This window comes from Hymenobacter qilianensis (assembly GCF_014638675.1).
Classification (GTDB): domain Bacteria; phylum Bacteroidota; class Bacteroidia; order Cytophagales; family Hymenobacteraceae; genus Hymenobacter; species Hymenobacter qilianensis.
The window spans coordinates 1,052,181-1,075,013 of record NZ_BMFN01000002.1 but is presented as its reverse complement, the minus strand read 5'-3'; the positions used below and the strand labels follow the sequence as shown (position 1 = coordinate 1,075,013).

The following is a 22,833-nucleotide window of genomic DNA, read 5'->3' as shown; positions in this document are numbered from 1 at the left end:
TTGAACGAAGGATGTTGCCGGGTAAAAACGCTGGGTTTCGTCGGCCGGCCGGCTCGTAATAAAGAGTAAAGCTAAGCAGCAATGCCTTATTTACAGCAATAATATAGGTTGGTGGCCCCGGCAGCTACCCTATTCCCAGTCCTGCCAGCGCAGCACTTCGCCCACGGCCGGAGCGTGCAGCTCGCCGCGCAGCATCTGGCCGTGGGCTACCTCCTGAAGAGTGCGTAGGGGCTCGGAGGCGGGCTCATCGGACAGGTCGAAGGTGCCGTAGTGCATGGGAACAACATGGCCGGCGCGCAGAATATTGGCGGCTTTGGCGGCCTCGTGCGGGTCCATGTGGCTCTGCTGCATCATGAAAGATGGCTTGTAGGCGCCTATGGGCATAATGCAGATGTCGAGGGGGCCGAAGTGCTTCTCTATCAGCTCAAAATGGTCGCCGAAGCCACTGTCGCCGCAGAAGTAGAGCAGCTTATCCGCCACGCGCAGCATAAAGCTGCCCCAGAGCACCTGGTTCATATCCAGCAGGCCGCGGCGGTGCCAGTGCGAGGCGGGCAGGTAGGTGATTTCCAGCGCAGAATTGCCCCCCAGATCATATTGCTGCCACCAACCCGCCTCCTGCACTGACATATTGGGAGCCATGCCGCGCAGCAGCTTGGTCATATGAAGCGGCGCCAGCACCTGCATGTTGGGGTTTTGCCGGGCTACCAGTTTTATGGAAGCTTCGTCGAGATGGTCGCGGTGACCGTGGGAGAGCAGCAGATAATCGATGCCGGTAATTTCTTCGGGGCGACAGGGAAGGGCATGCCGATGCCGCAGGCCCAGAGACGAGTACAGCACCGGATCGAATAAGAGCGTGACGCCGGCCACGCGCCACAAAAACGTGGCGTGGCCCAGCCACACCAGCATATCTTCATTTGAGGTAAAGGCCTCGGCGCACGGCACTACGGCCGGCGTCCAGGTGTCGGACTTCTTCTCAGCCTTCTGTGGGTTCTCGCTTAGCTGCCAGCGGATTACGTTGCTGAACTTGGGCTCGTACAGCGCTTCGCCGTTGCAGAACTCGCCGCCAATCATCTTGTTGCCCGGATAATTCGGGCGAATGGTTTTCAGGTTTTTGTTGCGACGATACGTGGTTCGAGCGGCCATAATAGGCGAAATAGAAGTGGAAAGCGGCGTGGAAAGGTAAACAAACAACCTGTTCAAAACGCTAAAAAGCCCCCCAGTCGTGACTGGGGGGCTTTTTTAACTAACTGTTAAGCAGTGCAAAGAGTTACCACCCGTAGGGCGAGCCCGGACCCATACCCATGCCATAACCCGGAGCAGCGCCGGTAGAGTAGCGTACCCCACCCGAAATGGAGAAGTTTTCGGTGATGTGATAATCAGCCCGCACATTGACCCCTGAACCCATGTTGCCACCGCTAAAACCTCGGATACCAGGTGCGGGGGGCAAATTGGAGAAGTCGCGCCAGGCGGTACCAGTCAACGAAACGCGCGGGCTGAGCGCATATTCGGCGCCAGCCTGCACCAGGTAATGGTTGGTGGCCATCGGAGCACTCGTGATGGGGCCGCCGCCATCGGTAATAGCAGTAGGGGAGTAGTATACGCCTGGTAAGGAGCGTATATACGTCAGGCCGGTGAATAGTCGAAGCCGGTTGGTAGCCTGGTAGCTCATCGTTGGGCTGAGGTAAGTGGCAGAGCCAAGGCGGCCGGCGAACATAGCCCCAGCGCTCAGGTTATAAGAAACCCGCGAGCGAAGTAAGCTGGGCGTTGGCGAGCCAGCTTCTGCCTCAGTGGGCGTTTGGGCCAGCACGCTGCCTGCGAGGCAAAGGCAGGCTCCAATCAGGAAAGCGGATACTTTAGAAACCATAGATCAAAGCGAAAAGCGCAAAACCAGAAAGCAGCTTCAAGTTACGAAGCTGGAACTTACCAGACCCCACTCAGGGAGAATTGGTTGCTCTTTGATACGAAGAAAACTCCCAAATCATGCTTTAGATTCGTGGATGAGTAGCCGGGCTCAGCGTTGTGCCGCGGCGGGCCTGCCACGCTACGGCTCCCAGGCACAGCGCAAACCACGCCCACGGCAGCCGCAGATCCAGCACGGATAAGCCAGCGAATACCAACGTAGTAGCAAAGCTGGCCAGCCCCTGCAACGCCTGATTCAAGCCAAATACTTCACCGCGGTTTGCTTCAGTTGTGCGCTGGGCCAGCAAGCCTTCCAGCAAGCCCAGAATAAGGGAGAATGTAAGGCAATCCAGCGTCACGAGCACGTATAGGCCCACCCGCGACGAGCCGATGAGACCATAACCAGCCAGCACCGGTACGCCCAGTATCGCTAGCCAGAAAATAGCCCGCCGCTGATTGATACGATCGGCAAAGTAGGTGTAAAACACATAGTTGAGCACAATGCTCAAGGCTCCGAAGAACATGAAAAAGTAGGAGATCTCCTGTGCGTTCATCTGCTGCTCGCCCAAACTCACGAAAGGCACGAAGTAAAAATAATAGCCTGTGCTCAGCGTGAGGGCCAACTGCATGAGCACAATGCGGCGCAGGTCGCTACTAGGAGTATCCAGGGCACGCAGGCGGGTCCACAGGGTTAAGGGGTTCAGGCCGCGGCTTAGCTCGGCGCGCAGCTCGGCTCCGCGCACGGGCGAGCGTTGGCGGTGGGTTTCGGGGAGAAGAAAGCTCAGCAGCACATTCACTGCCGCCAGGCCCACCGCCAAGGCCGAGACATAAGCCGCTTCTTCAACTCGGGGCACCTCCAGCGTGGTCAGGAGCAAGCCGGCCGCCATGGGCCCCAGCACGAAACCCAGGGAGATAATTGCCCCCTCAATTCCCAGATTTTTGAACAGGTCGTCTTTATTCGAAATGTCCGTAATAGAGGAGCGGATGGTGGCGTACATGCCGTTGGTGAGGCCGTCGCTCAGCCGATTGACGAAATACAGGCCCGTGCGCACCGGCAGCAGCAAAGCCGTAGCCAGCAGCGTACCCGCCGCCGACAAAATCAGGATGGGCCGCCGGCCGTAGCCGTCGGAAAGGCGGCCCAGGAGCGGGGCCGAAAACAGCTGCACACCCAAAAACAGACCCGTACCCAATGACAGCCACAGCTGTGGCTGCGGCAACGCGCGCACATACTCCGGCAGAATCGGACCGATAGCCGAGCCCACAATCACATCGAGCAGAATAACCGCGTAAATAAGCGCGAGCCGGGGATTCTCAATCAAAACGTAAGCCTCTCTACTTCACTTTACTTCCCAGCCACGCCGCCCGAAACGCCAGCTGCTCGGGCGTAGCCGTGGGGGCCGGCACTACTTCTACCGACGGAACCTCGGCCAGCGTGACCTGCACGGTGCGCACTCCCGCGCGGGTCCGAACCTCCACGGGAACCACGTCACCGGGCTTGTGTTTTTTGAGCAGTTTTTGCAGCGCCTCCCGATCCTTCAGCTTTTTGCCATCGAGCTTAAGCAGCACGTCTTCCCGATCGATGCCAGCCAGATAAAGCGGGCTACCGACCAAGGTGCTGCCGGCAATGGTAGCGCCCTGGGGGGCAAAAGTTAAGTCGAGGAAACCTAAGCTGGGCTGGCCGGGGCGGGCACGGCGCACCAACAGGCCGGCAGGAGCCAGCAACTCTTCGTAATTAGGTAGTTCGTGCCCGGTAATATGAGTGCGGAAAAACTGACCCGCGAAGGCTGTGTCGCGGGCCACTTCCCCGAGAATTCGCTGCAAATCCGGGAGCGTGTAGGGGCGTTGGGGGGCAAAATTCTGCTGGCCCTGCCCGTGCTGCTGCCATACGGCCCGCATATACGCGTCCAGATCCGTCTGGTGCTTCTGGCGCAGCATCAGATCGAGCGCCAGCGCATTTGCTCCCCCAATGGTGTAATACGAGAGGTAGGTATTCACGCGGTTATTCGGATCAATTGCCGCCGCCGCATCCACGAAAGGCGCCTGCTGGCTCATCTGCACCGGCGAATACAAACGGGCCCCCGGCGAGTTTACCATGCTGTTGACGATGGTTGTCAGCTCCTTCATGTACTGATCTTCCGTCAGAATATTAGCCCGGCGCAACAGCAAGTCGCCGTAATACATGGTAAATCCTTCCGCAAACCACAATGCCTCGCTCTGGTTGGCGCGGTCAAAGTCAAACGGCTCCAACGACTTCGGCCGGATTCGCTCCACGTTCCAGGCATGAAAAAACTCGTGCGATACGGTGCCGAGGTTGTCAATTGCCCCTTGCCCGCGCAAGGGGCGGGCACTGGTAAGCGAGGTGGAGTTGCGATGCTCCATACCGTCGCCGCTGGTCTGGGGCAAATAGTTGGCAATGAATGTATAGCGCCCGAAATCGAAAGCCGGCAGCTCCCCAAAAACGGCGCTGGCCTCCCGCACAATCTTCTTCGTCTGGTCGGCGTAGGTGTCGAGCTCAGCCGCCGTGCCTTCGTGCAGCACCGCCAGCTCAATGGTTTTGCCTTGCTCCTGCCAGGTGCGCACCTGCTGGACTCCCAGCGAGGTAGGCGAGTCCATGAGGTATTGCAGGTGGGGGGCAAAATATGTGTTGGCGGTCGTTTCGGGGCGCAGCTGCGTGGCTACCTGCCAGCCGGTGGGCAGCTCAAAACGCACTTGGGCGGAGCGATCTTCGAGGCCGCGACCGTAAGCCAAAGTGGCGGGAATATTCAGGTGGGCGTGACGCTCATCAATGCCCGCGTAGGTGCCGTCGGTACGGTCGCCGAAGAGGGTGTAGCTAAAGCGCACCGTGCCATCGTGGCCGGTTACATCCCAGCCGGAAGGATCGGGACGGCTGATAGTCAGTGTTTTGCCTTTGGAGTCGGTGGCTTTTACGGCGTACACGTTCTTGGCAAACTCGTGCAGGGCATAGCGTCCTGGCGAGCTGCGCGCCATGCGTACCTGCAACGGACCGGGCTTCAGATCGGAGAAAACCACCGTCACTTGCGCCTCGTGGTGTACCGCATTCGGGAAAGCCACGCTGTACTGTATTGGTGCCTGGGCCAGTGCCGCCCCGGAAATAGCCAGCGCAACGAGAAGGGAAGTAGCAATTTTATGCATCGGAACAGGTACGTGGACAGGGAGGTTGGAAAGGTAAAAATGGGTGATTTTCAGACCCCGAAGCGAAAAATGTGTTGTGCTGTTCAAATGAAAAAGCCCCCCAATGCTGCTGATTTGCACCAAAGAGCGTTTCGGATGAAAAAAGCGGCAAAAATTTTCGGGCAGGGAGGCATTATAGAGGAAACCTAAAAGCCGCCGCTTCTATCATCCCGCTAAAAAAACGCTCCTGACTTATCCGACTAAGCCCTAGCCGCGCCAGCTCCTCGGGCCAGGGCGGCAGGCGCCGGGCCTTAATATTCGCTGTCAGGCGAAAAAATGCATACATCACCGTCAGCAGCCCGCGTTGCCACCACACTTCTGGGGGACAAAAATCGGCGACTAGCCAGGTCGCGCCGGGCAGGCTAGCTGCTTGCAAGCGCTGGAGCAGCCGCCTCAGATCAGGCAGAGTAAATAAATCGAGCAGAAAAAAGGTGATAAGCGCGTCAAACTGAGCGCCGGGGGGCAAATCCGCTTCCGTACCAAGCCTGAACTCAACCTGCGCCACGTGAGCCGGCGCATGCCGCTGCAGCAAAGCCTGCGACTTGCGCAGCATAGCCGCTGAGGCTTCCAGGTACAAAATGCGCGCTGCCGGCCGCAATCTTAGTGTTTCTAAGAGCACCCAGCCCGTGCCGCCGCCCACAATCAGCACCGACGGCGCACTGGGGAGCAAATATGCCAATGCGGCTTGCTGCGCCCGCTGCAAGGCCGAGCCAAACACCAAGCGGGCCAGCGGATCGTAGAACGCCGCCACAAAATCGAAAGAGGCTGAGTTGCGTTCGATGGGTACCGTGTTTGAAGTGAATGGTGTAGTTGTTGAAAGCAAGCGGCTGAGGTTGCAGCCCACCAGAACAGCCATTAGCTGGGGGCTGGTGCTCAGGGTGTGCTTTCCTGGATTGCGTAAACATACCAAAGTCTGCAGCGTACTCACTTCAGCACCCGTACTCATTCTCTATGACTAATGCTTTGCGCCGCTTGCTGGCGGGCTTCTTATTATTTATCACCGAATTTGCCATTATGCTCACGCTAGGGGTCGTGGGCGTGGTGGTCTTTTTAGCCGTCAGCCGGGAAGTATTCGACCAGGATGCGGCCAGCTTCGATGCGCAGGCATTTCGCTGGGCGCGCGACCTGATGGGAGCCGAGCAGCAGGTGTGGGTTGAAGCCATCACGTTTCTAGCCTCACGCAATTTCATTACCACGGTGGCCCTCGCTTTGATTGGCTGGTTTCTGTTTCTGCGCCGTCACCGATGGTACTCTCTGCTTATTCCGGTGGTAGCCCTGGGCAGTATTTCGCTCAATCTGGTGTTGAAGAATTTTTACAATCGCCCCAGGCCCTTGCTGCCGCTTACCTCCGCGTCGGGCCTGAGCTTTCCCAGCGGCCACGCCATGATCAGCGCCTCCTTTTATGGCCTCTTGATTTACTTGGTGTATACCCACGTGCGCCGCCCGGTCTGGCGCTGGCTCCTAATCAGTGTGCTGGGGCTCCTGATTCTGATTATTGGCCTCACGCGCGTGTATCTGCGTGTGCACTACGCCACCGATGTGCTGGCGGGCTTCACTGCCGGTATCGTGTGGCTGCTAATTGCCATTCCGGTGCTGCGGCGCGTAGAGTTTGAAACAAAAAAGCGACTCCGTCGTCCCTTGCAATCCCTTGACGAACAGCCCGCAAGCTAGAACGGGCGGATAGTGAGTAGAAATTTTTGAGAAAAGAATTGTCGGAAAGCCTCGGCGGCTCCTATCTTTGCAGCGTTAAAAGCACCTCCAACGAGGAAAGTGCCTTTTAGCTAATGCTGCGCTTGTGGCGAAATTGGTAGACGCGCTGTCTTCAGGCGGCAGTTCCGCAAGGTGTGGGAGTTCGAGTCTCCCCGAGCGCACAACAAAAAAGCTGGTCCTTCGGGCCAGCTTTTTTTGTTTTCGGGCCAGCAAAAAGCCCCCCAGAAGTAGTATTTCAGGCTTTGACTAGCATGAGGCTCCTGTTTATACCCGAAGGCTAGAAAGCTGATCTTCCTATTCTTTAGAAAAGAGAATAGTGGAAAGAAAGCAGTTGAAGCGCTATTTTCCGGTATGAAAAACCTCACTGCCCGATTTTTGAAGCTCTTAGGGCTGCTGACCGCAGAAGTTGTGTTGGTCAGTGTGTTGTTTATAACGGCATTCGTGGTGTTTTTTTACCTCACGCGCATCGTCTTTGAGCATGAATCGAAGGCGATGGATGAGGCGGCGTTTCAGTGGATAGATGCGCACCGAACCAATTGGCCCGTGCTTACGCCACTGATGCGCGGAATTACATTTTTTGCTTCTGCGCCGTTTTTGGTGGCCACCGCCATCCTGCTGCCCTCGGGGTTGGCGCTGCGCAATTTCCGGCGCGAAGGCCTGGAAGTGTTCTGGGCCATTGTGGGCGCGGCGCTGCTCAATCAATTGCTAAAAACCCATTTTCAACGCCTGCGCCCCGATAGTGCTCTGTTCCAGCAATATGGACTCAGCTTTCCCAGTGGCCACTCCATGATTGGGTTAGCGCTGTACGGCTGTCTGGCCTGGCTGCTATGGCGCCATGGCCGCCACCCGGCCTGGGCAGCAGCGCTATTGTTCTGGGCCTTCGTAATTGGTCTGAGCCGGGTGTATTTGCACGTCCACTACTTCACTGATGTTCTGGCAGGTTTCGCGGCGGGGTTGGCGTGGCTTATTCTGCTGCGCACAGGCTTGCACCTATGGTGGCGCGAGGAGGCGTTATTAGATGAGGAAGAGGCCGAGTAGACCCGCTTCTCCATCCAATAAATTATCCGAGCTTCACTTTCACCCGAAGGGCCAGCAGCCCTTTCACGCCCTGAAGTTCCTCTAGCTCCAGCTCTTCTACTTCCGGCTCCAAAAGGCCACGGTCCTGCAAATAATCAAGGTATTCAAGATACTCATCGGCCTCGCGCTGCTGCGCGTAAACAAGGGCGATGTAGCCCGGCTGCGTTAGCCGCTCGCCAGTGCCCAGCACCGTGGCCTTATCAATCCGCTTCTTAATAATTTCGTAGCGGATGTTGTAGGCGCCATCTACATCAAACTGCCGCTCATCGAGGCGGAAACGGATGTTAAGCGGCTGACCATGAATGAGAATCAGCTGGGTGGTTTCTAGTGGTACGGGCAGCTTATCACGAAGCTCCGCAGTCCGGCGGGTAATTTCTATCATTACCAGCAGTTGCCACAGGCGCAGGTTTTTCAGGAAAACCAGGTCGAAGGGCTTATTCTCTACCAGCGAAGCACCGACGTAGATATTGTGCTCTACACCGTCGGTTTTGAGGCGCTGAAAGTAGTGCGGAAACATCTCCTGGGCCTTTTCCTCTTCCTCATCAAGGTAGTCGCTTACGGTATCATTGAGCAGCGTTACGCTTTGCTCAAACTCCTTACGACGCTTGTACAGAATGCCCAGATCAGGGTCCATATTAGACCAATAGTTGGCAATGACGGGCCGCAAATCGGGAGTATTCTGAGACAAGTATTCGAACAGGGGCTCTACCTCCGTCTTCAACGACTCAAAAATGCTTACTTCATCGCCGGTCAGGATACCCTGGCGCAAGCGGCGTAGGTGCTTGGTTACGTAAAACTTGAGCTCGTCCAGAATAGGCAAGGCCTGAAACTCCGAAGCCTTTTTCAGTACCTTATTAGCTAGGGTAAGATGCTCGATCAAGTCGCCTTGAATAGCGTCATTGCGGGCGGTGCTGCTGCTGCGAATGTCGCTGGAGCCGTGTAGCGGATACACGTCATGGAACACGATGGGCTCTATCTCAGCGTTTTTGTTGCCTTCTTCCACTTTAGCCAGCAGGTTCAATGCTGCATCAGTGAAGCGCCACTCCATAGTCGGGTGAATGGCTGTAAACTTCTCCTTAATAATCGCCTGTACACGCGTCTGAATTTCTTCTGCATTGCGCTTCACCGCTACCGCGAACAGGGGCACAAACTGATTAACCTTCTCCAGGCAAAACTCATCCAGATCGTTCACATTCGGCGAGCCCAGCTCAAGCAAACCCACCGTGTCGTCGCCGTACGGGAGCAAGGCCAGAATTGCGCTGCGAATACCGATGCCCAGAATCTGCTGGCGCAAATCTTCGGGAATGTCGGCCTGCTCTACGTCCTCCAATACCAGCGGCTGGCGGTCTTGCCAGAGCTGAGAGTAAATCTGGCGGAAGCCGCTACCAGCCTCCTGGTGAGCTAGTTGCTTGGTTAGAAAGCTGTGGTTGATTTTGCGCCCAAAGTCTACAAACGCCTTTTTCTTCTCGTCATAGGCGGCAATGCCGAGCTGCAAGAAAGGGCGTCCGAACAGCACCCGCAGCTTTTCCTGAATTTGCTCGAGGCGGTCGGAGGCTTGCAGAACATCACGCTCCAGCAGATCGTACTTCAGCTCCGAGAGAATTTCCTGCTCCGTGACATCAGCCAGGTTCAGGATGTTAAAACCTACCAGTTCAAAGCTGCTGGGGGGCAAAAGCTCCTGCCACAAGTCGGTGCGGTGCAGGTTGTGTGTCAGCGTGTCCAGCTGCGCCGACGTAAGCGCGGGGCGCTCACCAATCACGCGCACATCCAGAAATGTAGAGTCGAAATCGACACTGTAGTGACGGTATAGGCCAATGTTATAATCGGGTACTGTAAACGTGATAGAGCCCGTAATCGGCAGCTGCACGCCGTATATCTTATCCAGAATCAGGGCATAAGCCATTCGCGCCATGTATACTTCCATGGTGCGCGCATCCACGTTCAGCGGCTGCTTGATGTTCTGCTGTGGATTGAGCAGCACCTCCGCAAAGCGTGGCGTATGGTAGAAGCTGTAGCGCTGGAAAGGCGGAATAACGCCGCTAATAGCCGTTTGGAAAGATGCAGCCGGAATGACGGCCAGCATAAGGGTTTCTACCAAGTCGCAGTTGCACTCAATGGTAGCATGGTCGAGGATGGGGCCGCGGGCCCATTCGGCAGCGGCCACCTGCTCGCCGATGGAGCGCGCGAGCAGCGCTATACCCGCATTAGGATCAGTCTCGCGGGCTTGCCAATACGCAATCAGCGGCTCCAGACTCAGAGTCGTGGCAAACGGAAAGGCCGTGGCGACGTGGGGTGATAATTCTTTCAGCATGATAAAGCGTATAACCCCGATAATGATTTTTTGATTTACAAACAGCAGCCATTTATATCTAGCCCGGCAAGGCTAGTATACGTAAGATATGTAAGTCTGAATACCGCTTGTTGCGCGTTCATTGCCAATATTTTAGCGGCTAAGCACAACAGTCTTTGGCTCGTCGCCTTCGGCAGGGGTTATATCCAAAATAGTGCCTGAGGTACCAGGCTTTTCGGCCTTCGTCACGCGTAGCTTTTTGCCCTCGTTCTGATAGCAGGTGCAGCACCCGTCGCCTACGAAACGGCCCGCCAGCATAATAGAATCGAGCGAGAAGAAGACGGTTTCGGGAGGAGTAGCGGTCCCTGGGAAGTGTCGAACGACGTAGAGCTGATACTTGTAAGCGTCGAGCTTGCGCGCACCGCCCGCCGTGAAAGGGGCGGCAGTATTGAGTATGATAGGCTCAGTCACCAGATCTAACGAGCGGATAATGCGGGCGGTATCGTTGGGCACTTTGGGCGCGTTTGGCGGTAGCTGCACCAACGGATCAACGTAAGGGTAGCGCACCAACACAACGGTATCAACATCGGCGGGACGGAAGCCATTGGTGCCTTGTGAATCAGCGAGGTTAAACTGAAAGTAGATCGCATCTTCGAAGGTGTCGTTACACTCGCAGGATACGCTGCCGCAGCAGGCACTTACCGCTATGGCTACAAATAGCCCCAGCAGCCAGGTAAATAATTTACGCCTCATAGCCGGTAAAGATAGGGGTGAGATGAGAATACAGATGTTCCCCAAGGCTTTATAAAGTCAGCGGACAATGGTTGAAATTTATGCGGACCCACGCTTTTTCAAACAAATCAAAGGGAATAATCTGCTTTGCCTGGTCGAGGTTAAAATAGGATTAATTATATTTAAATTGTAACATATACAAATAAGCTAGGGTATTAGCAAGCAGACACACCAACCGAAACTCCTACTATGACTGACACTACGCTCTACTCCATTTATATTGTCTGCATGATTCTGGGGGCCATTTTATTTCTGTACTGGGGCTTGGCTGACCGGCGTGGCGTACCTCGGGCCGAGTATCTGGTGGCTTTTCTGATTCCGGTGTGGTCGGCTACGGCCTACTTTGCTTTATCTACAGGCCAAGGCACCACCGAAGTAGGCGATACCACTCATTTCGCCCGCTACCTCGACTGGGTAGTAACGACACCGTTGCTGTTGTTTGCCCTGGCATCCACGGGCATGTATTACATCAAAAAGGACCGGGTTATTATTGGCGGCCTGGTGCTGGCCGATATATTCATGATTCTCACCGGCCTCATTGCTGACTTATCTACCGGCTCTGTGCGTTGGGTGTGGTACGGCTTGGGCGTAATGGCTTTTCTTGGCATCATGTGGACGCTCTGGGGGCCACTACGGCGCCGCGCTTATAGCCAGGGCCCCGCACTGGCTGCTGTTTACAATAAGGCGCTCAGCTTTCTGACTATTCTCTGGATTGCTTACCCTGTCATCTGGGCGCTGGGGCCCATCGGCATCGGTGTCCTCGATTCTTTCACCGAGAAGCTATTATTCGTCGTGGTCCCTATCCTCTCGAAGGTGGGGTTCAGTATTGTCGATCTGTCGGGGCTACGCTCCTTGCGCGAACAGCCCCAGGAGTTGGCTTTTGAGTAAGATTCAGGCAACGATTTTTATAAAAAAATCCCCCAGTTACGTAGCTGGGGGGCTTTTTTAGTTAGGACTGGTGGCCACGGTCTGGCCCATGATAACTTCGACGGGGCCACGGTTTGCAAACTCCGTTTTCAAGGCGGCGGCGTCTACTTCCAGCTGGGGCCGAATCTGGTCGAGGGCATGGCGAAGGGCTAATACATCGGCCAAGCGGGGGGCGTCGCTTTGAGAATAGCCATGGTACATGGCCACCCGCACCGATGATTGGCCCGTGCCGGCATAAGTACCCAGTAGCTCACCGTGAGCATCATACAGCTGCACTTCGGCCCTCACCCGACTGCAATACCAGCCGAGTGGGATGCCTATCATAGAGGGAGTAAGCAAGGTCATCATCTGAAAAACCTGCAAGGCCCGGCCTGGCCGCGACACGGAGGCTTCCATTATTTGCAGCTTCACATAGCCAAACTTGGTGCTGTCGCCGGCGTCGATGATGTTTTGATTTAACTCCTGCTCAAACATCTTGCGCGCATCGTCATACTCTGTGGCCTCGGTCACCATGAGCAAGCTGTTGTCAACATCGACCTGCAGGGCCGGCAGACGGCTGGTGAGGCTAGCTGACGAAGCTTTAAACAATACTTTATCCGCCGATTTGCAGCCTGACAGGATAATTCCGGACAGCAGCAAGAGGGTTAAGCACCGTAGAGCGTGTTTCATAAACGTTGTCATTCAGAGCGATAAGCACATGGCTATATCAAAAATAAGACAATTTTAGCACCGATTATAAGGCATAATGTATGCTTATTCAATAAATAATACATTTAGTTGAATAAATACCAGATTGGCTATGTATAAGCTGCACGACATTCATTTAAGTAAAAGAGGCCTTCTTATTTCTAAGGAGGCCTCTTTTACTTTTTCAATAAAGCAAGAACATGCTTGGTGCTGCTTGAGCAGCAAACTACCGTTAAGGATATAGAGGATTAGTGTGTATGCTGCGCCAGGGCGCTGTCTTCCTCAGCGAGGTCGTCAATGGGTTCGGCTACGTAGTTATCTACAAATTCACCTTCCCAACGGGCTACTACGGCTGTTGCCAGGCAGTTACCGATTACGTTCACGGCGGTGCGAGCCATATCCATGAGGGCATCGATGCCCAGGATGATGAATACCGGCCAGGAGGGCAGGTTGAAGGAGGCCACCGTCGCCAGCAGAATTACGAGGGAAGCGCGGGGCACGCCCGCCACGCCTTTGCTGGTAAGCATCAGCGTAAACACCATTACCAGCTGCTGACCAAAGCTCAGCTCCACGCCCGCCGCCTGCGCTACAAAAACGGCCGCCAGCGAAAGGTAAAGTGTAGTGCCATCAAGGTTAAACGAATAGCCGGTCGGCATTACGAAGGCCACAATACGGCGGGGCACCCCAATGCTTTCCATCGCTTCCATGGCCCGTGGCAGCGCTGCCTCCGAGCTGGTAGTAGCAAACGCAATGCTCACCGGCTCGGCAATAGCCTGCACGAAGCGCTTGATTGGGATACGGGCAATAAAGGCAATGGGCACCAGCACCAGCAGTATAAAGGCAATGAGCGCCACATACAGGGTGAGCAGCAGCTGGAACGCGTTGAAGAGGGGCGCAAAGCCCATTTTGCCCACGGTATAAGCTAGCGCACCGCCTACACCCAGGGGGGCAAATATCATAACCACGTTAGTGAATTTGAACATCACTTCCGACAAGCTTTCCATTACTTCCAGCATTGGCCGGCGATGCTTGCCGTGCACCATGGCCAAACCAATGGCGAAAATGATAGCGAACACAACTACCTGTAACACTTGCCCTTCGGCTACCGACTTGGCAATGTTTTCGGGGAAGATGTGCAGAATAATGTCAGAGGTGGACTGCTCTACGGCCTGAAGCTTCTCACTCGTATCGGCCCCGGCCTGGCTGATGCCAACACCGGCTTTGCTCAAGTTGATGGCTGCCAGGCCGATGAACAGGGCAAACGTGGTAACTACTTCAAAGTATACCAAGGCTTTAATACCCATTTTGCCTACTTGCTTCAAGTCGGCGTGGCCGGCAATGCCTACAACCAATGTGGCGAATACGAGGGGAGCAATAATGGTTTTCACCAAGCGCAGGAATACGTCGCTGAGCACCTTCAGGCTTTGGGCGAAGACCGGATAGTCATTGCCAATTTCGGCCCCCACAAACATGCTGACTACTATCCAGAAGGTAAGCGAGCGGCGCTGATACCCATACACTACTAGCGCGGCCAGTGCCAGCCAGCGGGCTATGCGGGGCACGGCGAGTGGCAGCGCCACCATATTATAAGCTGATAGGACGGTGAGCACAATGGCCACCAGCGACAAAATCAGAATGAGCGGAACAATGCGCGAAAACTTCATGCAGGATAGGGTGGGGGTTACCGGGGATTGTCAGCAAAGATAAGTTTTCAGTCAACAGTTGCAGAGTTTGAATAGTGTGCAGTTTATTAATCGTGGTGGGGGGCTTTTTATACTGCGCTGCATCGCTGATTTTAGCGCTCTATAAAAGTAGCTTTGCGCTTGGTCGTGCCATGCCGGCGGCCTGCTCCCAATATCCTTCCTATGCTCTGGACCATCGAAACGCGTGAGCTGCAGCTGCGCTATACCTGGAAAATATCGCGCAACGCCTCTACTGCCAAAACCAACCTGCTTGTGCGGGTGCAGCAGGAAGCTGGCGGAGCGGTAGGTTGGGGGGAGGCAGCGCCCAATGTGCGCTACGGCGAGTCGCCGGAAGGGCTGCAAGCGGAGTTTGAGCAGTTAGTAGCAAAAGGACTGGCCTACGTAACTTCGCTGGATGAACTAACAGAATTTTTAGAGCAGCACTCCGTAGCGCACGCGTTGAGCTTTGCTCTGGAGTCGGCCTACGTGCACTGGCAGGCCGCGCACACGGGGCAGTCGGTGGCGGCGGTGTTGGGCTTGCCGGAGCCGGCCGCTTCCTTGCTCACCGCTTTAACATTGCCCATAATGCCCCCCGGCGACGTGGCAGAGTTTATTAGGGAGCAGGATATGGGGCGGTTTTCTATCCTTAAAATAAAGGTAGACCAAGCCAGCGGCTTTGACCTGCTGCGCGAAGTGACGCGCGCCCTCCCAGGCCGCCAGCTTATCATTGACGGCAACGAAGCCTGGACCGACGCCGACGCGCTATTACAGTTTCTGGAAAAAATTGCCCCCCTGCCCGGCCTCGCGGTGCGCTTGCTAGAGCAGCCTTTGCCGGCCGCCTGCACCGACCACTACCGCTACCTGCGCGCCCGCTCGCCGTATCCCGTTTTCGCCGACGAATCGGTAACCAACGAAGCCGACTTTGCCGACATTGCTGAGCAATTTCATGGTGTGAATATGAAGCTGATGAAGGCCGGCGGCTACCGCAATGGCTTGCGCCTGCTCAAGCAAACCCGCGCCCACGGCCTCGATACGATGATCGGCTGCATGGTGGAGACGACGCTAGGCATCTGGGGGGCAATTCAGGTAAGCAGCCAGGCGCAAGTCTGTGACCTAGACGGGTTCATCATTATCCGCGACGAGCCGTTTGGGCTGGTGCAGGAGAAAAATGGCTTGCTCCGGGCTCAAACATCCGTGCCTGATCTTGAGAGATAACTTTTCTCAAAAGATATTCTTACTGTTTAGGCGCAGCAATAAGGATATGAACGCCGCTCGCTAAGCTATTCTAGCGAGCGGCGTTCATATCTCTGACTACCCTTATTTCTTCATTGTCAGTACGGGATCCTTGGCGTTCTTATCAATGGATGTGTTATGTCCGTCGATGACGAGCCATTTCCCCTTTCGCTTTTCCACAATCAGCGTCATTACGCCGGTAGACACATCGCTCATGTCGCGGCCATCGGGCATTACCCAGCCTTCCAACTCCCAGTTGTGGCGCACAATAGCTAAGTCCGGCCGCAACATTCTAACCTCCGTGTGAAGGATCGTATGCTTGGTTTTATTGAACATGAGCTTCATAAATACATCCAAGGCGTATTGGTGCTCTGCTTTGTTGCGCCACCACATGCCTACTACATTCACCCACTGTGCATCAGGAGCGAAGTAGCTGAAATAAAGGTCTAAGTCGTGCTTATTCCATGCCTCGGCAAGGCCTTCATTTACTTGCAGCACAGCCTTTTCATCGGCTGAATACTTTGTGGTAGGGATCTGTGCGTGAGCGACACTGGTCAGACACAAAAGCAGGAGGAGGCTGAGTAGCTTTTTCATATCGTTTCATCGTTTTAAAAGTGATGAATCGAAGGTAGAGGCTCAGCCAAGGGGGAAATAGTAAAAAAACGACATCTAGAATGGGCTGCCCGCAAAGAGTCGGAGGGGAGAGGCAGCTTCTTCTTTTAGCAGAATAGTAGGTGTGACGGCAGCAAACAGCTTGAAATCCTTGATCAAGTGCATCTGGTCATAATAGCCACACTGATGAACGATGTCCTGCCAGTCTAGTTCCGGCTGCCGGTCCTTTAAGCGGTAGGCCTGAGCAAAACGAACCACCCGCATAAATAGCTTGGGGCTCATACCAATACGCTCCAAAAACCTCCTCTCAAACTGTCGAGGGCTCAGGCAGGCTTGGTCGGCTAGCCAATCTAAGGAGTACTGCCGCGAATGGCTTTGAAGCATAAGCCGCGCTACCTTATCTACCGCGTGCGCATCAATTTTGTGGGCGGCTACTTTGCTTAATAGGTAGGTTTCTACCAAGACAATCATCTGCGCATAGTCGTTTATCTCGCGCAGCTGCTCATTTACTTGGTTGATTTCGCGGCCTACCAGATCGTAGCTATCTACTGTCTGGTCGAGGAGTTGCCACATGGGCGTACGGAACAACCGAAAAAGCCCCCCAGGCTGAAAACCCACCTTGATGGTCAGCTGGTTGTAGCCCATACGCAGGTTTACGCGCGCTACCTGTGGGCCAACTATTACGCTATGCGGGCTGGTTATTTCTTGGCGCTTGCTGTAATTAAATACTTCAATCGGGTCGCGGGCGTAGAAAAACAAGCATTGCTCTGGGTTAGTTGGATAAGGATTTACTACCCTAGGAGCACGCGGATCCAACTGAACATGCATGAGCATGTAATTGCTGATGAAGGGCTGAAGCGCAGGACATGGGCGATAAAATTGGCAGAATGGATTTACCATGATTCATACTTAGTTGCTTTCCTCATCCGAATACATAACAGCGGAATACCAAGATATTAATTGCATAACTGACTGCCATACTGAGCAGAATTGATAAGAAGGAAAGCCACTTTGCGCCAGGCTAACCAAGCTCAAAAGCGTGCTTGCCTAAAAAAGTTAGGTAAAGTATCCCAACGACTACATACAGATGTGGGCGTAGGTAAAAACGTGGAATACTTCCTGCGCCACATGGGCTACCGAAAGCCGGTGTTCAGGCAGGATGCAGCAGTATCAGTTGACATGACTGGCAACGAAAGAATACGTTGGGACTAACAGATGTTTCGTCGGGGGTATAGTAGCCAAACATCTGTGCTTCTGCTCCCAGGTGAATGAAGAGCCAGTAGCTTTGGGCAAGTACTCTCTTGCTGGATAGCCTGTTAAATTCTCCGATCAGCCTCAAATAAACAAAAGCACAAGTAAGGCCATTAAGCTTGTGACGATGCAACTATAAAATGGCTACAGAGACTTTGCCTATGCTTTGCCGTTGAATTATAGGTTTTGGCTCTGGCTTGCTAAACACTCAGTTGATGTGAGGATAAATAATATCTGTAATACCTAATAAAAAATATTCTTGCGAACTATGTTGCAACATTAAATGTATGTACATATATTTGTAGCATCATTCGGCAAGAGTACGCCGCCGATCATGAAAATAGAAGACGAAATCAAGCAGCCCACTTTCAAAGACGAGTACCAGAAGGCCCATATCAATCTGATATATACTACGGGCTGGATACAGTTGCGTCAGGCAGCGGCTTTCCGCGAGTTTGACGTCACGCTGCCTCAGTATAATATTTTACGCATTCTGCGTGGTCAGCACCCCAAGCCCGCCACCGTGAATCTGCTCATTGAGCGCATGCTCGACAAAACCAGTAACGCCTCCCGCATTGTCGATAAGTTGGTTGCCAAAAACTACGCTACCCGCACTGTGTGCCCTAGCAACCGCCGCGCCGTCGATATTCATATTACCGAGGCTGGTCTGGAGCTACTGCACAATATGGAAAGTGTGGTTAGTCACCAGAATACCGGCTTACATAATCTTACCCCCGAAGAAGCCGCTCAGCTGAGCGACCTGCTCGATAAAATCCGTGACTGACGGCTCTCAGTTAACTCAAGCTTAATTCTCCATTTTTCTCTTTCCCCGATCATGAAAAAAATTGCTCTGTCAGCCCTGTTCGCTGCTGCCCTGTTTACTGCTCCCGCAATGGCTCAACAGCCAGCTGTTAAGAAAACTACTCCCGGCACTGCCAAAGCTGCTGGCAACGCTTATGCGGTTCAGCCTCAGCTGAGCACCTTGGGCTGGGTAGGTAAAAAAGTAACCGGTGAGCACAGCGGTACCGTTCAGTTCAAAGAAGGCAACGTGATCGTGCGCGGCAACCAACTTGTAGGCGGTACTTTCACAGTTGACATGAATTCGCTGAAAGTAACCGACCTAAAGGATGCTGATAGCAACGGCAAGTTGGTAGGTCACTTGAAGGCTGATGACTTCTTCGGTGTTGAGAAAAACCCAACGGCTATCTTCAAAATCACGAACATCACCCCGATCAAAGGTGCTGCTGCTGATGCCAACAACGCCACCATCACCGGCGACCTGACCATCAAAGGCATCACGAAGCCCATCACCTTCCCCGCCAAGATAGGCGTGAAGAACGGTATGGCTGCTGCCACCGGCGTTGCTACCATCGACCGAACTAAGTACGACATCAAGTACGGCTCGAAGTCGTTCTTTGAAGGCATCGGCGACAAAGCCATCTACGATGAGTTCACGCTGAGCTTCAACGTGATTGCCAAGAAAGGCAATGGTGTTGCTGCTAACTAAGTAGCCTGATTTCTTAAGCTTAAAAAAGCCCCCCAGACTTGGTCTGGGGGGCTTTTTTAGTTTGGTATTACCAACTCGCGCGGCATATCGAAGCGCAGGTTGCGGCTTTTGCTGCGGTTGTGGAGCTGGGTCAGGAAGTCATCGAGTTCTGATTTGTATTCCAGCCAAAGGTCTTCGTGCAGATTGGTGAGCACGAGCTGTACGGCGCGGGTTGTCAGGCGGGCGGTGCTCACGTAAAACCCGTTGTAAGGACTATCGAACTGACCCGTATAGTTGTCAAAAATCAGGCGCAGCGTGTACAGAATCAGGTCGATTTCGAGGCGCTTGTCTTTGGTGATGCGGCGGGCGCGGGCGGTTTCTTTGGTGGCTTTGCTCAGCGCTTTATTCAGGCTACGATTCAGCAGGCGCCCCGTCACGGCCACGTTGAATAGCTCGTGAATGCGGTCGGCGGTTTGCTCATACACCTGCTCCACGGTCACATCGGGCAGCAGCTCGAAGGCAAATGTTTCGTAGAGTTCCGCATCGCGGCGCACGGCGCGCAGCAATAAGGCTTCTTTTTCCTTGTCGGGGAGCTGTTTGAGGGCTTTTTTAAAATCGGTGGAGGGAACGGGCATAGGAGGGAGGAGAGGCAAGCGGGCCGCCTTGTCTGACGCTGTGCGCTACACGGTAAATGATTGTATAACCCCCGAAACGAATCTGCCCGCGTGGTGGTTATACTAGGCCGGTGCGGGCCCAAATCTGCGCCTTTTTCCTTGATAATCCGTACTTTTGCGCCATGGACACCAAGCCGCAGATTGACTATAACGAGGACGTTTTACTGCTCGAAGAAACCATCGACGTGCGCGACCTGATCGTGTACAACGATGACGTGAACACCTTCGATCATGTAATCAAAACCCTTATCGACGTATGCGGGCACGAGCCTGAACAGGCCGAACAGTGCACCCTGCTGATTCATTACAAGGGTCAGTGTACTGTAAAGCACGGCGCCTACGATGAGCTGGCCGGCATGTGCACCGCCATCCACGACCGCGGTATCTCGGCCGATATTTTATAAATGGCTGCAAGGGTGAGTCGGTGATTATTAGTGCGATAAACATTCACCCACTTACTCGTTCGCCCGTTCACTCATTCAACCTAGATGGAGTTTCCTTCCAAACTGATAGAAAACGCCGTGGCGGAGCTTTCTAAGCTGCCCGGCATTGGCCGCAAAACGGCTTTGCGCTTAGCTCTGCACCTCCTGAAGGCGGAGAGCGACAGCACCGCTTCACTGGCGGAGGCGCTGGCCAAAATGCGCTTCGAAATCACTTATTGCCACACCTGTCATAACATCGCCGATACTGAAGAGTGCAGCATCTGCGCCAACAAGCTCCGCGACCATGCCATGGTATGCGTCGTGTCTGACATTCGCGACGTAATTGCCATTGAGAACACCAGCCAGTACCAAGGCGTGTACCACGTGCTGGGGGGCGTTATTTCACCCATTGAGGGCATTGGCCCCTCCGATTTGCAGATTGATTCTCTACTCAAGCGTATTCCTGAGTCGGAAATAAAAGAGGTTATCCTCGCCATCAGCCCCACAATGGAAGGCGATACCACCGCTTTCTACCTCACGCGCAAGCTCCGCGAGTTCCCCGACGTGCACATCAGCACCATTGCCCGCGGCATTCCGGTTGGGGGCGAACTGGAATACGCCGACGAAATAACCCTGGGCCGCAGCATTGTGGAGCGGCAGCGCCAGGCGCGGTAGCTGCTCTGGGGGGCTTTTTTGGCCGCCTGATTTAGTTGGAAAGGCTTGTCGCGCGCGGCAGGCCTTTTTTATTTGGGCAATTCTTGCCTAATTCCACAGTGCAGCTTCCTCGATAAGAGAAATATGAATCTGGGGATGCTGTTTAGTCCGTAACTTTCCCCGGCCCTCCTACTCCCGCTGCCGCCCGCCGTGAAGCTCTCCGTTATCATCGTCAACTACAACGTCAGCTATTTCCTGAGCCAGACGTTGTTGTCGGTACGGCGGGCCTTGGAGAAACTGGACGCTCCCGCCGAAGTTTTTGTGGTCGATAACAACTCCGTTGATGGCTCTGTGGCCATGGTACGGGCGCGGTTTCCGGAGGTTATCCTGCTGGAAAACAAGCATAACCCTGGTTTTGCCAAGGCCAACAACCAGGCTATCCGGCAAGCGCAGGGGGAGTACATCCTGCTGCTCAACCCCGACACGGTAGTAGAAGAAGATACCTTCCGCGTCTGCTGCGAATTTCTGGACAATCACTCCGAGGGCGGCGGGCTGGGCGTGAAGATGCTGGATGGCCAAGGGAAGTTTTTGCCCGAGAGCAAGCGCGGCTTGCCCACGCCGCGGGTGGCTTTTTACAAGGTTTTTGGGCTAGCGGCCCTGTTTCCCGGTTCACGCACCTTCGGCCGCTACCACCTCGGCTACCTCGACAAAGACCAAACTCACGAAGTAGATGTGTTGAGCGGAGCCTTTATGCTGCTGCGCAAAAAGGCGCTGGATGCGGTGGGCCTGCTCGATGAGGACTACTTTATGTACGGCGAGGACATTGATCTCTCGTACCGGCTCACGCGCGGCGGCTGGAAAAACTATTATTTCCCCGGCACCCGCATCATTCACTACAAAGGCGAAAGCACCAAGCGCACGAGCGTCAACTACGTGTTCGTGTTTTATAGAGCCATGATTGTGTTTGCCCGCAAGCACTTCGCTCCCAATCAGGCCGGCGTTTTTTCCTTGCTCATTCACCTGGCTATCTGGCTGCGTGCGGGCATGGCCGTGGGGCGCCGTGTGCTTGCGGGCGTTGCACCTGTTCTGTTGGATGCGAGCCTGCTCTATGGCGGCATGTATTTGCTGAAAAACTACTGGGAAGAGTATCAGAAGCAGGGGCCGGCCGATTATCCGTCGCCGCTGATGCAAGTGGTAGTGCCGGCTTACGTGCTTGTGTGGCTGGGCTGCGCCTACCTCAGCGGCAGCTACGATAAGCCTTTCAGTGCCTGGCGTATCATTAGGGGCATTGTGATTGGTACGGTGCTTATTTCGGCCGGCTCCAATTTTCTGGAATCGTACCGCTATTCCAACGCTTTAATTTTGCTGGGGGGCATTTGGAGCATACTGGCGCTCATTGGCCGGCGACTGATTAGCCATGTGGTGCAGCACCGCAATCTGCGCCTCATGCAAAGCCACCAGAAAAAAATTGCCATTGTGGGTTCGGCGGAAGAAAGCCGACGTGTGCGCCACTTACTTGAAACGGCCGGAGTACAGGCGCGCATTGTAGGTCACGTGACTCCCATAGCCGACCCAACTGCCCCACCAAGCCGCTATTTACTCGGCCAACTGCATCAGCTAGACGAAATTATTCGGATTCATGCCTTGGATGAGCTGATTTTCTGCGGCAAAGATTTGTCGGCAACCCGCATCATTTCCCTCATGATCCGGCTGCCCCAATACCCGCCGGTAGCCTACAAGATTTTGCCCGAAGACAGTGAGTATATCATCGGCAGCTCCTCAAAAGATGCGCCCGGCGAGTACTACGCCCTCGATATTGCCCTTAACCTGTTTCAGCCCCAACGTGCCCGCACCAAACGCTTGCTGGATGTACTCACGAGCCTGAGTTTGCTGCTGGCGGCGCCATTGCTTGTATGGTTTACCCGCGAAAAATCAGGTTACTTACGCAACTGTTTGCGGGTTCTATTGGGTAAGCGCACCTGGGTGGGCCTGCGCCATGCCGACGCCTCGCGCCGCACCACGCCCGCCGTATTTTCTCCTGCTGACTCTGCCGATACTGCCGCGGCGCCGCTGCCTGAAGCTACTCGCCGCCGCTTGGAGTTGCTTTACGCTAAAGATTATACGCCCTCCACTGACCTTAATATCTTGGTGCGACGCTTTCGGTGGCTGGGGCAGGAATAGCTGTATCGACCTAACGAACAGAGTTGTGTAGCATTTGAAGAACGGTTCAACTTGAATCCGTACT

At 54.5% G+C, this 22,833-nt stretch carries 21 protein-coding genes and 1 tRNA gene; 10 read left to right on the top strand and 12 right to left on the bottom strand.

Going from position 1 to position 22,833, the window contains the following annotated elements; genetic code table 11:
• Positions 1 to 129: 129 nt before the first annotated feature.
• From IEW06_RS12230 to IEW06_RS12210, 5 genes are all read right to left on the bottom strand, one after another.
• Positions 130 to 1,143, bottom strand: a complete 1,014-nt coding sequence (locus IEW06_RS12230; protein ID WP_187732776.1) for an MBL fold metallo-hydrolase — start codon at positions 1,141 to 1,143, stop codon at positions 130 to 132.
• Positions 1,144 to 1,267: 124 nt separating this feature from the next.
• A complete protein-coding gene (locus IEW06_RS12225; RefSeq protein ID WP_187732775.1) occupies positions 1,268 to 1,864 on the bottom strand; it encodes a hypothetical protein in 597 nt (198 codons plus the stop codon).
• Between the two features lie 121 nt (positions 1,865 to 1,985).
• On the bottom strand, positions 1,986 to 3,218 hold the full coding sequence (locus IEW06_RS12220) for an MFS transporter (protein ID WP_187732774.1): 1,233 nt from the start codon (positions 3,216 to 3,218) through the stop codon (positions 1,986 to 1,988).
• A gap of 13 nt (positions 3,219 to 3,231) precedes the next feature.
• Positions 3,232 to 5,052, bottom strand: coding sequence for a M61 family metallopeptidase (locus IEW06_RS12215; protein WP_188548347.1), 1,821 nt, complete (start codon positions 5,050 to 5,052; stop codon positions 3,232 to 3,234).
• Between the two features lie 172 nt (positions 5,053 to 5,224).
• Positions 5,225 to 5,947, bottom strand: a complete 723-nt coding sequence (locus IEW06_RS12210) for a class I SAM-dependent methyltransferase (protein WP_229743115.1) — start codon at positions 5,945 to 5,947, stop codon at positions 5,225 to 5,227.
• Positions 5,948 to 6,042: 95 nt separating this feature from the next.
• On the opposite strand from IEW06_RS12210, the gene IEW06_RS12205 reads away from it, so the two are divergent.
• From IEW06_RS12205 to IEW06_RS12195, 3 genes are all read left to right on the top strand, one after another.
• On the top strand, positions 6,043 to 6,762 hold the full coding sequence (locus IEW06_RS12205) for a phosphatase PAP2 family protein (protein WP_187732770.1): 720 nt from the start codon (positions 6,043 to 6,045) through the stop codon (positions 6,760 to 6,762).
• 118 nt (positions 6,763 to 6,880) lie between these two features.
• Positions 6,881 to 6,962, top strand: a tRNA-Leu gene (locus tag IEW06_RS12200).
• Between the two features lie 190 nt (positions 6,963 to 7,152).
• Positions 7,153 to 7,839 carry a phosphatase PAP2 family protein gene (locus tag IEW06_RS12195; RefSeq protein ID WP_187732769.1) on the top strand — a complete coding sequence of 229 codons (687 nt, stop codon included), beginning with the start codon at positions 7,153 to 7,155 and terminating at the stop codon, positions 7,837 to 7,839.
• 22 nt (positions 7,840 to 7,861) lie between these two features.
• Here IEW06_RS12195 and IEW06_RS12190 read toward each other — a convergent pair whose 3' ends face one another.
• Positions 7,862 to 10,189, bottom strand: a complete 2,328-nt coding sequence (locus IEW06_RS12190) for a GAF domain-containing protein (protein ID WP_188548345.1) — start codon at positions 10,187 to 10,189, stop codon at positions 7,862 to 7,864.
• A gap of 132 nt (positions 10,190 to 10,321) precedes the next feature.
• Complete coding sequence (locus IEW06_RS12185; protein ID WP_187732766.1) at positions 10,322 to 10,921, bottom strand: hypothetical protein; 600 nt, start codon at positions 10,919 to 10,921, stop codon at positions 10,322 to 10,324.
• 228 nt (positions 10,922 to 11,149) lie between these two features.
• Here IEW06_RS12185 and IEW06_RS12180 point away from each other — a divergent pair, with 228 nt between their 5' ends.
• Positions 11,150 to 11,848 (top strand): bacteriorhodopsin, encoded by a 699-nt coding sequence (locus IEW06_RS12180; protein WP_188548344.1) that lies wholly within the window; start codon positions 11,150 to 11,152, stop codon positions 11,846 to 11,848.
• A 57-nt stretch (positions 11,849 to 11,905) separates the two neighbouring features.
• Here IEW06_RS12180 and IEW06_RS12175 read toward each other — a convergent pair whose 3' ends face one another.
• On the bottom strand, positions 11,906 to 12,556 hold the full coding sequence (locus tag IEW06_RS12175) for a hypothetical protein (protein WP_187732763.1): 651 nt from the start codon (positions 12,554 to 12,556) through the stop codon (positions 11,906 to 11,908).
• A gap of 266 nt (positions 12,557 to 12,822) precedes the next feature.
• The gene (locus tag IEW06_RS12170) at positions 12,823 to 14,238 is read right to left on the bottom strand and encodes a dicarboxylate/amino acid:cation symporter (protein WP_188548343.1); all 1,416 of its coding nucleotides are present in this window, start codon (positions 14,236 to 14,238) and stop codon (positions 12,823 to 12,825) included.
• A gap of 201 nt (positions 14,239 to 14,439) precedes the next feature.
• Between IEW06_RS12170 and IEW06_RS12165 the strand changes: the two genes are divergently transcribed.
• Complete coding sequence (locus IEW06_RS12165) at positions 14,440 to 15,471, top strand: dipeptide epimerase (protein ID WP_188548342.1); 1,032 nt, start codon at positions 14,440 to 14,442, stop codon at positions 15,469 to 15,471.
• A gap of 102 nt (positions 15,472 to 15,573) precedes the next feature.
• Here the strand turns inward: IEW06_RS12165 and IEW06_RS12160 are convergent, their stop codons facing one another.
• Together IEW06_RS12160 and IEW06_RS12155 are read right to left on the bottom strand one after the other, a co-directional pair.
• Positions 15,574 to 16,083, bottom strand: a complete 510-nt coding sequence (locus IEW06_RS12160) for an SgcJ/EcaC family oxidoreductase (protein ID WP_187732760.1) — start codon at positions 16,081 to 16,083, stop codon at positions 15,574 to 15,576.
• A 75-nt stretch (positions 16,084 to 16,158) separates the two neighbouring features.
• Positions 16,159 to 17,001, bottom strand: a complete 843-nt coding sequence (locus IEW06_RS12155; protein WP_308422013.1) for a helix-turn-helix domain-containing protein — start codon at positions 16,999 to 17,001, stop codon at positions 16,159 to 16,161.
• Between the two features lie 685 nt (positions 17,002 to 17,686).
• Between IEW06_RS12155 and IEW06_RS12150 the strand changes: the two genes are divergently transcribed.
• Positions 17,687 to 18,136, top strand: a complete 450-nt coding sequence (locus tag IEW06_RS12150; protein ID WP_187732758.1) for a MarR family winged helix-turn-helix transcriptional regulator — start codon at positions 17,687 to 17,689, stop codon at positions 18,134 to 18,136.
• Between the two features lie 51 nt (positions 18,137 to 18,187).
• Positions 18,188 to 18,859 (top strand): YceI family protein, encoded by a 672-nt coding sequence (locus IEW06_RS12145; RefSeq protein WP_187732757.1) that lies wholly within the window; start codon positions 18,188 to 18,190, stop codon positions 18,857 to 18,859.
• 56 nt (positions 18,860 to 18,915) lie between these two features.
• Here IEW06_RS12145 and IEW06_RS12140 read toward each other — a convergent pair whose 3' ends face one another.
• Positions 18,916 to 19,473 (bottom strand): hypothetical protein, encoded by a 558-nt coding sequence (locus IEW06_RS12140; protein WP_187732756.1) that lies wholly within the window; start codon positions 19,471 to 19,473, stop codon positions 18,916 to 18,918.
• Between the two features lie 161 nt (positions 19,474 to 19,634).
• Between IEW06_RS12140 and IEW06_RS12135 the strand changes: the two genes are divergently transcribed.
• The 3 genes from IEW06_RS12135 to IEW06_RS12125 all read left to right on the top strand — a co-directional run bounded on the left by IEW06_RS12135 (position 19,635) and on the right by IEW06_RS12125 (position 22,769).
• Entirely contained in the window at positions 19,635 to 19,916 is a 282-nt protein-coding gene (locus IEW06_RS12135; RefSeq protein WP_187732755.1) for an ATP-dependent Clp protease adaptor ClpS, read from the top strand.
• An 84-nt stretch (positions 19,917 to 20,000) separates the two neighbouring features.
• Complete coding sequence (recR, locus tag IEW06_RS12130) at positions 20,001 to 20,609, top strand: recombination mediator RecR (protein WP_133273675.1); 609 nt, start codon at positions 20,001 to 20,003, stop codon at positions 20,607 to 20,609.
• Between the two features lie 189 nt (positions 20,610 to 20,798).
• A complete protein-coding gene (locus tag IEW06_RS12125) occupies positions 20,799 to 22,769 on the top strand; it encodes a glycosyltransferase family 2 protein (RefSeq protein ID WP_188548340.1) in 1,971 nt (656 codons plus the stop codon).
• Positions 22,770 to 22,833 lie beyond the last annotated feature (64 nt).